This window comes from Micromonospora sp. NBRC 110038 (genome assembly GCF_020884815.1).
GTDB lineage: Bacteria > Actinomycetota > Actinomycetes > Mycobacteriales > Micromonosporaceae > Micromonospora > Micromonospora haikouensis.
The window spans coordinates 778,385-791,946 of sequence record NZ_BBOL01000003.1 but is presented as its reverse complement, the minus strand read 5'-3'; the positions used below and the strand labels follow the sequence as shown (position 1 = coordinate 791,946).

Annotated in this window: 16 protein-coding genes; 7 read left to right on the top strand and 9 right to left on the bottom strand. The window is 74.4% G+C overall.

Annotated features, from left to right (window positions below; all coding sequences use genetic code 11):
* The first annotated feature begins 5 nt into the window (after positions 1-5).
* From LPU61_RS15250 to LPU61_RS15230, 5 genes are all read left to right on the top strand, one after another.
* Complete coding sequence (locus LPU61_RS15250; protein WP_229405246.1) at positions 6-836, top strand: alpha/beta fold hydrolase; 831 nt, start codon at positions 6-8, stop codon at positions 834-836.
* Positions 833-1,708 (top strand): aminoglycoside N(3)-acetyltransferase, encoded by an 876-nt coding sequence (locus LPU61_RS15245; protein ID WP_229405245.1) that lies wholly within the window; start codon positions 833-835, stop codon positions 1,706-1,708. Before LPU61_RS15250 ends, LPU61_RS15245 begins: the two co-directional genes overlap by 4 nt.
* Positions 1,705-2,454 (top strand): sugar isomerase domain-containing protein, encoded by a 750-nt coding sequence (locus LPU61_RS15240; protein WP_043966804.1) that lies wholly within the window; start codon positions 1,705-1,707, stop codon positions 2,452-2,454. Before LPU61_RS15245 ends, LPU61_RS15240 begins: the two co-directional genes overlap by 4 nt.
* 144 nt (positions 2,455-2,598) lie before the next feature.
* Positions 2,599-3,102, top strand: coding sequence for a DUF6328 family protein (locus LPU61_RS15235; RefSeq protein ID WP_229405244.1), 504 nt, complete (start codon positions 2,599-2,601; stop codon positions 3,100-3,102).
* Positions 3,103-3,241: 139 nt separating this feature from the next.
* Entirely contained in the window at positions 3,242-5,299 is a 2,058-nt protein-coding gene (locus tag LPU61_RS15230; protein WP_374199672.1) for an acyl-CoA dehydrogenase family protein, read from the top strand.
* A 30-nt stretch (positions 5,300-5,329) separates the two neighbouring features.
* Here the strand turns inward: LPU61_RS15230 and LPU61_RS15225 are convergent, their stop codons facing one another.
* Positions 5,330-5,500 carry a hypothetical protein gene (locus LPU61_RS15225; RefSeq protein ID WP_229405243.1) on the bottom strand — a complete coding sequence of 57 codons (171 nt, stop codon included), beginning with the start codon at positions 5,498-5,500 and terminating at the stop codon, positions 5,330-5,332.
* 100 nt (positions 5,501-5,600) lie between these two features.
* Here LPU61_RS15225 and LPU61_RS15220 point away from each other — a divergent pair, with 100 nt between their 5' ends.
* Positions 5,601-6,848, top strand: coding sequence for a cellulose binding domain-containing protein (locus LPU61_RS15220; protein ID WP_229405242.1), 1,248 nt, complete (start codon positions 5,601-5,603; stop codon positions 6,846-6,848).
* 9 nt (positions 6,849-6,857) lie between these two features.
* Here the strand turns inward: LPU61_RS15220 and LPU61_RS15215 are convergent, their stop codons facing one another.
* The 8 genes from LPU61_RS15215 to LPU61_RS15180 form a co-directional block, all read right to left on the bottom strand.
* A complete protein-coding gene (locus LPU61_RS15215) occupies positions 6,858-8,273 on the bottom strand; it encodes a cellulose binding domain-containing protein (RefSeq protein ID WP_229405241.1) in 1,416 nt (471 codons plus the stop codon).
* Between the two features lie 570 nt (positions 8,274-8,843).
* The gene (locus LPU61_RS15210) at positions 8,844-9,449 is read right to left on the bottom strand and encodes a hypothetical protein (RefSeq protein WP_043969236.1); all 606 of its coding nucleotides are present in this window, start codon (positions 9,447-9,449) and stop codon (positions 8,844-8,846) included.
* Between the two features lie 48 nt (positions 9,450-9,497).
* Positions 9,498-9,893: a Fur family transcriptional regulator gene (locus tag LPU61_RS15205; RefSeq protein ID WP_043966806.1), complete on the bottom strand. Its 396-nt coding sequence runs from the start codon at positions 9,891-9,893 to the stop codon at positions 9,498-9,500.
* Positions 9,890-10,189 (bottom strand): metalloregulator ArsR/SmtB family transcription factor, encoded by a 300-nt coding sequence (locus tag LPU61_RS15200; protein ID WP_043966807.1) that lies wholly within the window; start codon positions 10,187-10,189, stop codon positions 9,890-9,892. The genes LPU61_RS15205 and LPU61_RS15200 overlap by 4 nt, the downstream gene beginning before the upstream one ends.
* A 43-nt stretch (positions 10,190-10,232) precedes the next feature.
* Positions 10,233-11,099, bottom strand: a complete 867-nt coding sequence (locus tag LPU61_RS15195) for a metal ABC transporter permease (RefSeq protein ID WP_229405240.1) — start codon at positions 11,097-11,099, stop codon at positions 10,233-10,235.
* A 2-nt stretch (positions 11,100-11,101) separates the two neighbouring features.
* A complete protein-coding gene (locus LPU61_RS15190) occupies positions 11,102-11,863 on the bottom strand; it encodes a metal ABC transporter ATP-binding protein (RefSeq protein WP_043966809.1) in 762 nt (253 codons plus the stop codon).
* Positions 11,860-12,825: a metal ABC transporter substrate-binding protein gene (locus LPU61_RS15185; RefSeq protein ID WP_374199681.1), complete on the bottom strand. Its 966-nt coding sequence runs from the start codon at positions 12,823-12,825 to the stop codon at positions 11,860-11,862. Before LPU61_RS15185 ends, LPU61_RS15190 begins: the two co-directional genes overlap by 4 nt.
* Positions 12,826-12,931: 106 nt before the next feature.
* Complete coding sequence (locus LPU61_RS15180; protein WP_043966811.1) at positions 12,932-13,189, bottom strand: DUF6703 family protein; 258 nt, start codon at positions 13,187-13,189, stop codon at positions 12,932-12,934.
* 28 nt (positions 13,190-13,217) lie between these two features.
* On the opposite strand from LPU61_RS15180, the gene LPU61_RS15175 reads away from it, so the two are divergent.
* Positions 13,218-13,559 carry an antibiotic biosynthesis monooxygenase gene (locus tag LPU61_RS15175; protein WP_043966812.1) on the top strand — a complete coding sequence of 114 codons (342 nt, stop codon included), beginning with the start codon at positions 13,218-13,220 and terminating at the stop codon, positions 13,557-13,559.
* The last annotated feature ends 3 nt before the right edge of the window (positions 13,560-13,562 follow it).

Below are 13,562 nucleotides of genomic sequence, written 5' to 3'. Positions count from 1 at the left end.
CGATCATGCGGGTCGACGCGCGAGGGCTGACGTTCGAGGTGCGCACGGGCGGGCCGGCCGACGGCGAGCCGGTGCTGCTGCTGCACGGTTTCCCCCAGCACAGCGGCGAGTGGGACGAGGTCACGCCGGCGCTGCACGCCGCTGGGCTGCGCACGTACGCGCTCGACCAGCGCGGCTACTCGCCCGACGCCCGGCCGGCGGAGGTCGAGGCGTACCGCATTCCCGAACTGGTCGCCGACGCGGCGGCGGTGCTCGACGCGCTGGGCGTCGACGCGGCCCACGTGGTGGGGCACGACTGGGGCGCGATCGTCGCCTGGGGGCTGGCCGCCGCCCACCCCCACCGGGTGCGCACCCTCACCGCCGTGTCGGTCCCGCACCCCGCCGCGATGGCCCACGCGCTGGCCACCGACACCGAGCAGAAGGCCCGCTCGTCGTACATCGCCCTGTTCCGCAAGCCCGGCAAGGCCGAGAAGGTGCTGCTGGCGTTCCGGGCCGTCGCCCTGCGCCGGCTGCTCGGCGGCATCGGCGACGCCGCCCGGGTCGCCCGGTACGCCGACCCGATGCGCGCCCCGGGCGCGCTGACCGCCGCCCTGAACTGGTACCGCGCGATGTCCGGGAAGGACCTCGCGGCGGTCGGGCCGGTGTCGGTGCCCACCACGTACGTGTGGAGCGACCGGGACACGGCGGTCGGCCGGGTCGCCGCCCGGGCCTGCGCCGCCCACGTCACCGGCGACTACCGCCCCGTCACGCTGGCCGGGGTGTCGCACTGGATCCCCGACGAGGCGCCCGGCCCGCTGGCCGAGGCGATCCTGGCCCGCACGGCCACGGCCCGATGACGCCGGCACCGGCCGCCCGGCCGCACACCCGCGCCTCGCTCGCCGCGCAGCTCACCGACCTGGGGGTACGCCCCGGCGCGGTGGTCCTCGTACACGCCGGGCTGAAGGCGCTCGGGTTCGTCTGCGGCGGCGCGCAGGCGGTGGTCCTCGCCCTGCGCGACGCGCTCGGCGAGCGGGGCACGGTCGTGGTGCCCACCCACACGCCGGAGAACAGCGACCCGGCCGAATGGACGAACCCGCCGGTGCCGGCGCAGTGGTGGCCGGTGATCCGGGCCGAGACGCCCGGCTTCGACCCGGCGGTCACCCCGAGCCGGTTCATGGGGGCGCTGGCCGAGACCGTCCGGGGCTGGCCGGGTGCCCGGCGCAGCGACCACCCGCAGGTCTCCTTCGCCGCCCTCGGGCCCGCCGCCGGGCGGATCGTGGCCGGGCACCCGCTGGCCGGGATGCTCGGCGAGGACTCCCCGCTGGGCCGGCTCTACGACGCCGACGCCGACGTGCTGCTGCTCGGCGTCGGCCACGACTCGAACACGTCGCTGCACCTGGCCGAATACCGGCAGCCCGCCCCGCCGAGGCGACGGGAGGGCGCGGCGGTGCGGACCCCGGACGGCGGCCGGCGCTGGGCGGGGTGGGACGACATCGTGCTCGACGAGAGCGACTTCCCCCGGCTCGGGGCGGCGCTGGAGGCGACCGGCGCGGTGCGGGTCGGCCCGGTCGGCGACGGGACGGGGCGGTTGATGCGCCAGCGGGCCGCGGTCGACTTCGCGGCCGACTGGCTGGCCCGCCACCGGGCAACGGTGGCCGGCGGCCGGACAAGGACCGACGGGACCGGCGAGACGCCGGACGGCAGCCGGGGGACGGAGGACGACGCATGACGATCAGCGCCGAGGACTACCTGGCGGTGGTGACGGAGACGATCGGCCGGGTATCGGCCAGCCAGCGGGAGGCGGTGGGCCGGGCGGCCGACCTGATCGCCGACGCGCTGCGCGCCGACGGGGTCGTCCACGCGTTCGGCACGGGCCACTCCGAGGCCCTCGCCATGGAGATCGCCGGCCGGGCCGGCGGCCTGGTGCCGACCAACCGGATCGCGCTGCGCGACGTGGTGCTGCGCGGCGGGGCCCCGGCCGACGTCCTGGGCCCGCTGCTGGAGCGGGATCCGGCGGTGGCCCACCGCCTCTACGAGCTGGCCCCGGTCCACCCGTCCGACGTGTTCGTGGTGGCCTCCAACTCCGGGGTCAACGGGGCGATCGTGGAGTTCGCGGCGCTGGTGACCGGGCGGGGGCACCGGCTGGTCGCCATCACGTCGGCGCAGCACTCGGCGCGGATGGCGTCCCGGCACCCGTCGGGGCGCAAGCTGGCCGACTTCGCCGACGTGGTGCTGGACAACGGCGCACCGTACGGCGACGCGACCCTGCCGCTGCCCGGCGGCGGCGCGGTCGGCGCGGTCTCCTCGATCACGGCGGCCCTGCTCGCGCAGCAGGTCACCGTCGAGGTGGTGGCCCGGCTGCTCGCGGCGGGGGAGCCGCCCCCGGTCTACCTGTCGGCCAACATCGCCGGCGGCGACGCGCACAACGACGCCCTGGAGGCCCGGTACGCGGGCCGGATCCGCCGGGGGGCGTGACCGCTTCCGATCGGGCCCGGCCGCGCCCCGCCGCCCCGCGCGGGCGCGGGCGTGAATGGGTTTCGTCGTCGATCCGATCGGGCAATGGCGATGCTGCCGGCGGGCCGCACCCGCCGGCAGTACCGTCGCCCCCGGAGGTAACGCGTGTCCAAGGAAACCGAGCGGCAGCGCTGGCAGCGCAACTTCGCCGACCTGCTCCAGGAGTTGCGGGTCGCGCAGACCGGTGTGCAGATCCTCTTCGCGTTCCTGCTGACGCTGCCGTTCAGCAACGGTTTCACCAGGACCAGCGACTTCCAGAAGGACGTCTACATCGTCGCGCTGCTGTCGGCCGCCGCCGCCACCGCGATGATCATCTCCCCGGTGGCCTTCCACCGGGCGCTGTTCCGGCAGGGCCGCAAGCCGGAACTGGTCCGCTTCGCCCACCGGATGGCCAGCGGCGGGCTCGCGTTCATGCTGGTCTCGATGGTCAGCGCGGTCCTGCTGATCACCGACTTCGTGCTGGACCGGGGCATCGCGTTCGTGCTCACCGCGGTCACCGCCGTGTGGTTCCTGACCTTCTGGGTCTTCCTGCCGTTCGCCCGCCGCAACTGGGGCGAGGACGACATCGACGACGACGATGACGACCCGCAGCCGCTGACGGGCGACTGACCGCGCCCACTGCGACCAGCGGCGACGCTGTCGGAAATCCGAAGTGCACGCGACGCTACCCCTGGGTAACAACCGGGGGTAGCGTCGCTCGTGAGTCGAGCACGTCGACGCATCCGGACCGAGGTTCGAGGAGGCAGCCGTGACCACGACGCAGAACAGCCGACCCGCGCCCGACCCGGCGGAGGGAGCCACGCCGGACGCCGGCCCGCAGCCGGTGCGGGGGAGCGCGGCGGCGGACGACGCCGGCCCGACGCCGGCCCAGGGAAGCACCGGGCCGCTGCCGGCGGAGGCCGGGCAGGTGTCCGAGAAGGAGGCCCGGCAGGTCGCCGAGGCGGCCCGAGAGTCGGCCTGGGACCGGCCCAGCTTCGGCAAGGAGCTGTTCCTCGGGCGGTTCCGGCTCGACCTGATCCACCCGTGGCCGCGCACCGATCCGGCCGAGGACGCCCGCGCCGAGGAGTTCCTGGGGCGGCTGCGCGCGTACCTGGCCGCCGAGGTCGACGGCGCGGCGATCGAGCGGGACGCCCGCATCCCCGACGAGGTGTTCCGGGGCCTGGCCCGGCTCGGCGCGTTCGGCATGAAGATCGACCGGAAGTACGGCGGGCTAGGGCTGAGCAACCTGCACTACTGCCGGGCGCTGATGCTGGCCGGCTCGGTCAGCCCGGCGATCGGCGCGCTGCTGTCGGCGCACCAGTCGATCGGCGTGCCGCAGCCGCTGAAGATGTTCGGCACCGACGAGCAGAAGCAGCGCTTCCTGCCCCGGCTCGCCGCCGGCGAGGTGTCGGCGTTCCTGCTCACCGAGCCCGACGTCGGCTCCGACCCGGCGCGGCTGGCGACCACCGCCGAGCCGACCGCCGACGGCACCGGCTACCGGCTCAACGGGGTGAAGCTCTGGGCCACCAACGGCACCGTGGCCACGCTGCTGGTGGTGATGGCCCGGGTGCCGGCGACGCAGGGGCGGCGCGGCGGGATCACCGCGTTCGTCGTCGACGGCGACGCCGAGGGCATCACCGTGGAGCGGCGCAACGAGTTCACCGGTCTGCGCGGCCTGGAGAACAGCCTCACCCGGTTCCACGACGTGTTCGTGCCGGCCGAGAACGTCATCGGCGGCGAGGGCAAGGGTCTCAAGATCGCCCTGACCACCCTCAACACGGGGCGGCTCTCGCTGCCGGCGATGTGCGTCGGCGCGGGCAAGTGGTCGCTGAACGTGGCCCGGGAGTGGGCCGCCGACCGCGTCCAGTGGGGCCGGCCGGTGGGCGAGCACGAGGCGGTCGCCCAGAAGCTCGCCTTCGTCGCCGCCACCACGTACGGCATGGAGACGATGCTCGACCTGTGCTGCCTGCTCGCCGACGACGACCGCAACGACATCCGGATCGAGGCGGCGCTGGTCAAGCTGTACGCCAGCGAGATGGCCTGGAAGATCGGCGACGAGCTGATCCAGATCCGGGGCGGGCGCGGCTACGAGATCGCCGACTCCCTGGCCGCTCGGGGCGAGCGCCCGGCGGCGGTCGAGCAGCTGCTGCGGGACCTGCGGATCAACCGTATCTTCGAGGGCTCCACCGAGATCATGCACCTGCTGATCGCCCGCGAGGCCGTCGACGCCCACCTGTCCGTGGCCGGCGACATCATCGACCCGGACGCCGGGCTCGGCCGCAAGGCGAAGGCCGGCGCGCGGGCGGGCGCGTTCTACGCGCGGTGGCTGCCGACCCTCGCCGTCGGCCGGGGGCAAACCCCGACGGCGTACGCGGAGTTCGGCCCGCTCGCCGGGCACCTGCGGCAGGTCGAGCGGTACAGCCGCAAGCTGGCCCGGTCGACGTTCTACGCGATGTCCCGCTGGCAGGGCAAGATGGAGCGCAAGCAGGCGTTCCTCGGCCGGGTGGTGGACATCGGCGCGGAGCTGTTCGCGATGAGCGCGGTCTGCGTCCGGGCGTACGCGGAGAAGGACGCCCGCCCGGAGAACGTCGAACTGGCCGACCTGTTCTGCCGCCAGGCCCGGCTACGGGTCGACGCCCTGTTCACCGCCCTGTGGGCCAACACCGACCCGGTCGACGTGGCCGCGGCGCGGCGGATCCTCGCCGGCCGGTACGCCGCCCTGGAGGACGGGGTGATCACGCCGCCGGCCGACCTGCCCTGGGTGGCCCGCTGGACGCCGGGCCCGTCCACCGCCGACGACGTCCGTCGCCGCATCCCGCCGGAGTGAGCCGCATCCCGCCGGAGTCGAGGGGGCCGGTCAGCGGGAAGCGATCGCCCAGGCCAGCACGGCCGCCAGGATGAGCCCGTTGAGCAGCGCCAGCACCAGGTACGCCTGCGGCGGGATCTTGCGGCGCCGCTTGACGAAGCTCACCAGCACGGCGGCGTACGCCAGCAGCAGCACGGCGACGACGATCAGGAAGTAGAGCACCGCCCCACCCTAGACGAGCGGCTCGGCGGCCGGCCGGCGGTCGGCCGCCGAGCAGGGCCGGGCGGCGGGCACGGCCGGGTAGCATGCGCGTATGAATCGAATGTCATCAATCAATAGGTGGGGCGCGGCGTATCGGCGCGCCGCCGGGGTGGTCGCGATCGCGCTGGCGGTCCTGGCAGGCGGTGTGGCGGTCGCGGCCGGGGCCGCCACCGCGGCGGCCACCGGCTGCCGGGTCGACTACAAGGTCACCAGCGAGTGGCAGGGCGGCTTCGGCGCGGACGTCGCCATCACGAACCTCGGCGACCCGGTCTCCGGCTGGACGCTCACCTGGTCCTTCGCCACCGGGCAGCGGGTCACCCAGGCGTGGAACGCCACCGTCACCCAGAGCGGGTCGGCGGTCAGTGCGAGGGACGCCGGCTACAACGGCGCCATCGGCACCAACGCCAGCGTCAGCTTCGGCTTCAACGGCGCGTGGACCACCGCCAACCCGGTGCCGACGGCGTTCTCGCTCAACGGGGTGCCGTGCACCGGCGCGCCGACCGCCACGCCGTGCGCGCCGCCGTCCACCCCGTCGTCGCCGTCGGCCACCCCGTCCCGTACGCCGACCCCGACGCCCTCCACGCAGGCCCCCGTCACCGTCTGGCTGGCCGGCGACTCCACGGTCGCCAACCCGTCCTCCAGCGGCGCCTGCCCCGTCGGCTGGGGCAACCAGTTCGGCCAGTACCTCAACGCCAACGCGACCGTGGTGAACAGCGCGGTCGGCGGGCGCAGCATCCAGACCTGGCTGTACGACCCGAACGTCACCACCACGAAGAACTCGGCCGGCGAGTGCGTGGTCAGCCCGGAGACGTACTCGACCCGCTGGCAGGCCATGCTGAACTCCGGCACCGGGATGAAGGCCGGCGACTACCTGTTCATCCAGTTCGGCATCAACGACGGCGACCCCAACTGCAACCGGCACGTCGGCTCCGCGCGGTACAAGCAACTGCTCGGCGTGATGGCCAACGCCGCCAAGCAGCGCGGCGCGCGCCCGGTCTTCCTCACGCCGGCCGCCGCGATCACCTGCTCGGGCAGCACCGCCGTCGGCAACCGGGGCTTCCTCACCGAGACGTTCGACGCGGGCGCGGCCAACAACGTGCCGGTCATCGACCTGCACAGGCTGAGCTACACGCTGTACAACCGGCTCGGGCTGTGCCCGAACAACGGCGACTACGGCTCGGGTGCGGTGGGCGCGTTCTTCTGCAACGACCACACGCACTTCGAGGCGGCGGGTGCCCGGCAGATCGCCGGCGTGGTCGCCACCGCGCTGCGCGACCAGCAGATCGGCCTGGCGGCCTACCTGCGTTGACGACGGCGGTCAGGAGAGCGCGCAGGCGGCGCCGTTGAGGGTGAACGCGGTCGGCCGGGTGTTCGCGCCGGGGGCGTCGGCCAGGAAGCCGAAGCTCACCGTCGTGCCGGCCGCGATCGTGCCGTTCCAGCTGGCGTTGGTCGCCCGCACGGTGCCGCCGCTCTGCGCGTAGCTCGCGTTCCACGCCTGGCTGATCCGCTGGCCGTCGGCGAACGTCCACTGCACCGTCCAGCCGTCGACCGGCGCGGTCCCGGTGTTGCGGACGGTGACCTCGCCCTGGAAGCCGCCCTGCCACTGGCCGGTGACCGCGTACCCGACGGAGCAGCCGGTCGTGCCAGCCGGCGGGGTGGTGGCGGGCGGGGTGGTGGTGCCGGGCGTCGGGGTGGTGGTGCCCAGCTTCGCGGCGACGATCGGGGCGAGCCGCGCCGCGATCGCCCGGTGTCCGGCGTCGTTCGGGTGCACCGAGTCGCTCAGCCCGTCGGCCGGCAGCCACCCGGTGGTGTCCACGTAGAACACGTTGCGGTCGCCGCCGCCGGTCACCGTCGTGACGGCGGCGGCGGTCTCCGCGGCGTACCGGCCGCTGAAGGTACGCAGCGCGAAGATCGCCGCGCGCGGGTACTTCCCCCGCACGGTACGGATGAACGTGGCGTACTGGCTCTGGAAGTCCGCGCCGCTCACCCCGTGGCCGCGGTCGTTGGTGCCCAGGTTGATCACGACGGCGTCGGCCTGGTAGCGGCTGAAGTCCCAGTTCGGGCTGGTGGCCGCGTATCCGGTCTTGAGGAACTGCGCGGCCACGCTGACGCAGCCGTCGGCGGTGGCCACCAGGCAGCCCCCGCCGTAGCCGAGCTGGGTGTGCTCGGTGCCGAGCTGCTCGCCGGTCAGCCAGCCGTACGCGGTCAGCGCCACGCGCGACGACGTGGTGCCCAGCGTGATGGAGTCGCCGACGAACTCGATCAGCCGGGGCCGCACCGGGGTCGGCAGGGTGGTCGCGCCCGCGTCGAGGGTCAGCCCCTGGAACACCGCGTCCCCGGTGTACGAGCCGCCGACCACCCGGTACGACACCAGCAGCGTGTGGTTGCCGGCGCGCAGCGGGGTGGGGGTCAGGTTGACGGTCCCGCTGACGTTGGTCAGGTACGTGAAGTCGGCCCCGTCGATGCTGTAGTACAGGTCGATGGTGCGGCGTTGCCGCAGCTTGACCGTGGTGCCGGTGAACCCGGTCCTCAGGTAGGCCCCGGCCCAGTTCGGCACGTACGCGGTGCTGTTGCTCTTGTCCCAGCGGCCGACGAACGCGATGTTCGGGTCGGTGGGCGAGCCGTCACCGGTCGCCGCCCGTGCCGGCGGCAGCCCCAGGAGCGTGGCGGCGAGCATCGCCACCACGCCGACGGCACCGGCCGCGACGATCGACCGCCTGCGAGACACGGACATGGGTCGCTCCCTCCCGGCACCCCGGCACCCGGCGCAGGGCAGGCACCCGAGGCAAACGTATCGATGCTTATCTAATCCCCTTCCCGTGGTGCGCACAACCGCGGCGGACGCGACGGTCGTGGCGGCGCTGGCGGGCTGGCCCGCGTGGTGGTCGCCCTGCGTCACGATCGTGGCTCCTTCGAGGTCCCCGGTCGGTCTGACTCTGCGTCACGGCCTTGCCGCACCCGACACGTCTCCTCGCTCCCTTTGCTCTGCACCCATCCACGCAACACTCGGCTTGAGCAGCCGGGATGCAAGATCGCGGACCATGTCGAGGGGCGGCGTGCGGTTGCGCTGCGTGACTGCTGCGCATGTGGGTGCAGAGCAAAGGGGGCGGAGGGGGTGCCGGCGTCGGGGCGGCGAGTCACGCGGCGTCACGTGCCGCCGGGGCGTCGGTGCGGCGGGCCGACGCCCGCCGGTCCGCCCGGCAGGCACGCCGGTCCACCCGACAGGCCCGGCAGGCCGGCGGGCCGCCCGGCGGGCCGGCAGACCCGACGCTTGCCGGTCCGCCCGGCAGGCCCGGCAGCCCGGTCAGCGGCCCGTGCGCAGGCCGAGTCGGCGCAGCTCCAGCGCCGCGAGCGCGTCGACGGTGGCGTCGTCGCCGCGCCGCCACGCCTCGGCCACGTCCGGGGCGATCCGGGCCAGCTTCCCCAGCGGCTGTCCGGCCAGCGCCCGCAGGGCCAGCAGGTCCCGGCCGGCGGGGGCGGTGGCCAGCGCCTTCGCCGAGGCGGCCCGACGCATCCAGCGCAGCCGCAGCGGCAGCCAGCCGAACAGCACCAGGCCGAGCGGGAAGACCAGCACGGCGATGCTGAGCGCCAGCGCGAGCTGGCCGACCAGCTCCTGCTGGTCGCGGCCCGCCTCGGCGACGGCCCGCGCCGCGTCGGCGGCCTTCGTGAACGGGGCGGTCAGCTCGTCGCCGACCAGCGGCACCCGGCCGACCTTGCCGCCGGCCTCGGCCAGGTTGTCGGCCAGGCCGCCGCCGGCCCCCTCCAGCTTCTGCCCGGGTACGGCGAGCTTCTGCACCAGGTCGTGCACCCAGAGGGCGAAGCGGATCGCGGCGTACACCCAGGCGAGGACGAGCAGGTCGGTGAGCAACTGACGGGCGGCGGTCGGGAAGCGATCGGCGTAGATTTTCACGCCGCACAGCGTGCCACGGCCGCCCCGGCTCGGCACGGGTCGGAATTGTCAGCCGGTGCAGGCCGGGCAGGTGCCGAAGATCTCCAGGGTGTGGCTGACGTCGGCGTACCCGTGCTGCGCCGCCACCCGCTCCGCCCAGGCCTCCACGGTCGGCCCCGCGACCTCGACCGTGCGGCCGCAGACCCGGCAGACCAGGTGGTGGTGGTGGCCCTCGCTGCACCGCCGGTAGAGGTGCTCGCCGCCCGGCGGGCGCATCACGTCGATCTCGCCCGCGTCGGCCAGCCCCTGCAGCGTGCGGTAGACGGTGGTCAGCCCCACCCGCTCGCCGCGCTCGCGGAGCATGGCGTGCAGGTCCTGCGCGCTGTGGAAGCCCTCCACCTCGCCCAGCAGCGCGCTCACCGCGGAGCGTTGCCGGGTGTTCCGGACGGCGGTGCCCTCGCTCATGATGCCTCCCCGGCGTGACTGACCGCGTCGGCCACGATGTGCGCGACGTGCTCGTCGACCAACGCGTACGCGATCTCGCGGCCACGCCGGGAGCCCCGGACCACGCCGGCCCCGCGCAGCACCCGCAGGTGCTGGGAGACCAGCGGCTGGGCGGCTCCGAGCTTCTCCACCAGCTCGTGCACGCACCGTTCACCCTGCGCCAGCTCGCTCACGATCGCCAGTCGGATGGGGGCCGAGAGCGCGCGCAGCAGCTCACCGGCGCCCTCGTAGGCCTCGTACCCTGATCCGCTGGTCACTGGATAACGGTAACCAATCCCGCCGACACGCCGGGGCGCAGGATCAACGAAGTACCACCTCGTGGGGTTCCGAAGCCGGCGTGCTGGCCTCCGCGCGCCGGCGGCGCAGTGCCCGCCAGGCCGCCGCGACGACCGCCACCGCGAGGAAGGAGGCGATCGCCAGCAGCACCACGGACGCCCCGGGCGCGGTGTCGGCGTTGGCGGCCACCCACACGCCGGAGCCGGCGGCGAACAGCCCGAGCGCCATGGCCGCCGTCATCGTGGCGCGGAACCCCCGGGTGACCTGCTGGGCGGTGGCCACCGGGACCACCATCAGCGCGCTGATCAGCAGCACCCCCACGGCCCGCATGGCGATCGTCACGGTGACCGCGGTGCCGACCGCCAGCAGCAGGTTCAGCGCCCGCACCGGCAGGCCGGCGACCCGGGCGTACTCCTCGTCGTGGCAGACCGCGAACAGCGCCGGGCGCAGCGCCAGCATGGTGACCAGGATCGCCGCCCCGAGCACCACGATGGTGGTCAGGTCCTGCGGCGAGATGGTGGTCAGCGACCCGAACAGGTAGGCGTTGAGGTTGGCGCTGGTGGCGTCGGAGAGCCCCACCAGCATCACCCCGCCGGCGATGCCGCCGTAGAACAGCAGCGCCAGCGCGAGGTCGCCGGAGGTGCGGCCCCGGGCCCGGACCAGCTCGATGGCGACCGCGCCGAGCGTCGCCACGACCACCGCCACCAGCACGGGGGAGCGGTTGAGCAGCAGCCCCGCGCCGACCCCGGTCAGCGCCACGTGCCCCACCCCGTCGCCGATCAGCGCCAGCCGGCGCTGCACCAGGTAGATGCCGAGCGCCGGAGCGGCCAGGCCGATGACCAGCGCGCCGATCAGGGCCCGCTGCATGTACGGGTACTGGAAAAGCTCCATGCTCAACTGCTCCACAGCCCTGCGGGCTCGTCGGGTGCGTGCGGGTGCACGTGGTCGTGGTCGGGGTCGGCGTGGTGCCCGGCCGGTTCGGGGACCGCCCCGTCGTGCGCGATCCCGCCCTGGTGCACCACCACGGCGCGGCTGATCAGCGGGCGCAGCGGCCCCAGCTCGTGGGCGACCAGCAGCACCGTCCCGCCGCCGTCGAGGAAGCCGCGCAGCGCCCCCGCGAACGCCTCCTGGCTGGCCGCGTCGACCCCGGCGGTCGGCTCGTCGAGGACCAGCAGCTCCGGCTCGCCGGCCAGCGCCCGGGCGATCAGGGTGCGCTGCTGCTGCCCGCCGGAGAGGGTGGCCACCGGGTCGCCGGCCCGGTCGGCCAGGCCCACCGACGCCAGCGCGGCGTCGACCGCCGCCCGGTCGGCCCGCCCCGGCGGGCGCAGCACGCCCCGGCGGGCCAGCCGGCCGGAGGCGACCACCTCGCGGACCGTGGCGGGGACCCCGCCGCCCGCGCCGAGCCGCTGCGGGACGTACCCGATGCGTTTCCACTGCCGGAACCGCCGCAGCGGGGTGCCGAACAGCGAGACGGACCCGGAGTGCAGCGGGACCAGCCCGAGCACCGCGCGGATCAGGGTGGACTTGCCGGAGCCGTTGGCGCCGAGAATGGCGACGACCTCGCCGGTGTCGACGGCGAGGGAGACGTCCCGCAGCACGGGGCGGCCGTCGTAGCCGACCACCCCGTGTGCGACGGTGATGACAGGTTCGGTCACGAGCAGCTCAACGCCGTCCTCAGGGTCTGCAGGTTGGTGCGCATCACCGAAAGGTAGTCCTGCCCGCCGCCGTCGGCCGACAGCCCCTCCAGCGGGTCGAGCACCGCCGTCTTCGCGCCGACCTCGCGGGCGATGGTCTCGGCGACCTTCGGGCTGACCAGGGTCTCGAAGAAGATCGTGGTCGCGCCGTGCTCCCGGGCCTCCTTCGCCACCTCGGCGAGGCGCTGCGGGGCGGGCTCGGTCTCCGGGGTGAGCCCGGTGATGCCGACCTGTTCGAGCTGGTAGCGCTCGGCCAGGTAGCCGAACGCGGTGTGGCTCACCACGATCTCCCGCCGCTGGCAGGTCTTCAGCCCGGCGGCGAAGTCGGCGTCCAGCTTCTCCAACTCGGCGCGCAGAGTCTTCGCCCGCGCGGTGTAGTCGGCGGCGTGCTCCGGGTCGGCCTTGCCGAGCCGCTCGGCGAACTGGTCGGCGACGCCGGCCAGCCGGGTCGGGTCGAGCCACAGGTGGGGGTCCTTGCCACCGTTGCCCTCCTCGTCGGCGTGCTCCTCCTGGCCCGCGCCCTCGCCCTCGTGGTCGTGCCCGCCCGCGCTCGCGGCCAGCAGTGGCTGCACCCCGGCCACGTCGAAGGCCCGGTCGCCGCCGCTCTGCGTGATCGCCTCGTCCACGGCCGGCTGGAAGCCCTTGAGGTAGATGACCAGCTCGGCCTGGTTGACCTCGCCGACCTGGCTCGGGGTGAGCTCCAGGTCGTGCGGCTCGGCGCCGGGCTTGGTCAGGTTGGTGACCCGGACCGCGTCGCCGCCGACCCGCTCGGCGACGAACTGCAGCGGGTAGAAGGCGGCGGCCACGTCGACCCGCTGCGGGTCGGCGCCGGTCGTGCCGTCGTCGGAGCAGGCGGTGGCGGCACCGAGCGCGACCAGGGCGGTCGCGGCGGCCAGGACACGTACGGTGGGGCGGCGGAGCATCATGCCCCCAACTCTCCGCGATAACGAAATTGATTGTCAAAAACGCATGCTTGCATGCGAGTGGCTCTTCTGCTAGTGCCGACTCCGCTGTTGGCGGCTGGGCGGCTCAGAGCAGCTTCGCCAACGCCACGGCCACCAGCAGGGTCAGCATCACCAGCCGGATCACCCGGGTCGCCGGGGACTGCACCGGCCAGGTGGTGACCAGCAGCGCCACCAGCGCGGCGGCGAGCACCAGCAGCAGCGCCCCGCCGAGCACCCCCGGGGCGAACAGCCCCACCAGCACCAGCACCAGGGCCGCCAGGAAGACCGTCGTCGGGTTCGCCCGGGCCAGCCGGAGCGGCAGGGAGCGCTGCGTACGCTGCATCCCACAGACTCTACGAGGAGGATCCCGGGTGCTGGTCACCAACCGGTTCGTGATCGACGAGGACGTCGCCCCCGCCTTCACCGAACGCGCGCACGCCGCCCTCGCCGCGCTCGCCGCCCGCCCCGGCTACCTGCGCGGGGAGCTGCTGCGGGCCCTGGACGACCCCCGCCACTGGTGCCTCGTCACCGAGTGGGAGTCCGTCGGGACGTACCGGCGGGCGCTCGGCGGGTTCGACGTGAAGGTGCACGCCACGCCGCTGCTGGCCGAGTCGCTGGACGAGCCGTCCGCGTACGAGACGCTGGCCGGCGCGGCACCCGGCGGCGCCGTGGAGGTCAACCCCAGTGATCGGGCCGCTGATCCGCTGCGCTGAGCC

Excerpts from the sequence above, each read along its gene's own strand:
- LPU61_RS15250 (WP_229405246.1), top strand. The coding sequence starts at position 6 with ATGCGGGTCGACGCGCGAGGGCTGACGTTCGAGGTGCGCACGGGCGGG.
- LPU61_RS15245 (WP_229405245.1), top strand. The coding sequence starts at position 833 with ATGACGCCGGCACCGGCCGCCCGGCCGCACACCCGCGCCTCGCTCGCC.
- LPU61_RS15240 (WP_043966804.1), top strand. The coding sequence starts at position 1,705 with ATGACGATCAGCGCCGAGGACTACCTGGCGGTGGTGACGGAGACGATC.
- LPU61_RS15220 (WP_229405242.1), top strand. The coding sequence starts at position 5,601 with ATGTCATCAATCAATAGGTGGGGCGCGGCGTATCGGCGCGCCGCCGGG.
- LPU61_RS15215 (WP_229405241.1), bottom strand. The coding sequence starts at position 8,273 with ATGTCCGTGTCTCGCAGGCGGTCGATCGTCGCGGCCGGTGCCGTCGGC.
- LPU61_RS15205 (WP_043966806.1), bottom strand. The coding sequence starts at position 9,893 with ATGAGCGAGGGCACCGCCGTCCGGAACACCCGGCAACGCTCCGCGGTG.
- LPU61_RS15195 (WP_229405240.1), bottom strand. The coding sequence starts at position 11,099 with ATGGAGCTTTTCCAGTACCCGTACATGCAGCGGGCCCTGATCGGCGCG.
- LPU61_RS15185 (WP_374199681.1), bottom strand. The coding sequence starts at position 12,825 with ATGCTCCGCCGCCCCACCGTACGTGTCCTGGCCGCCGCGACCGCCCTG.
- LPU61_RS15180 (WP_043966811.1), bottom strand. The coding sequence starts at position 13,189 with ATGCAGCGTACGCAGCGCTCCCTGCCGCTCCGGCTGGCCCGGGCGAAC.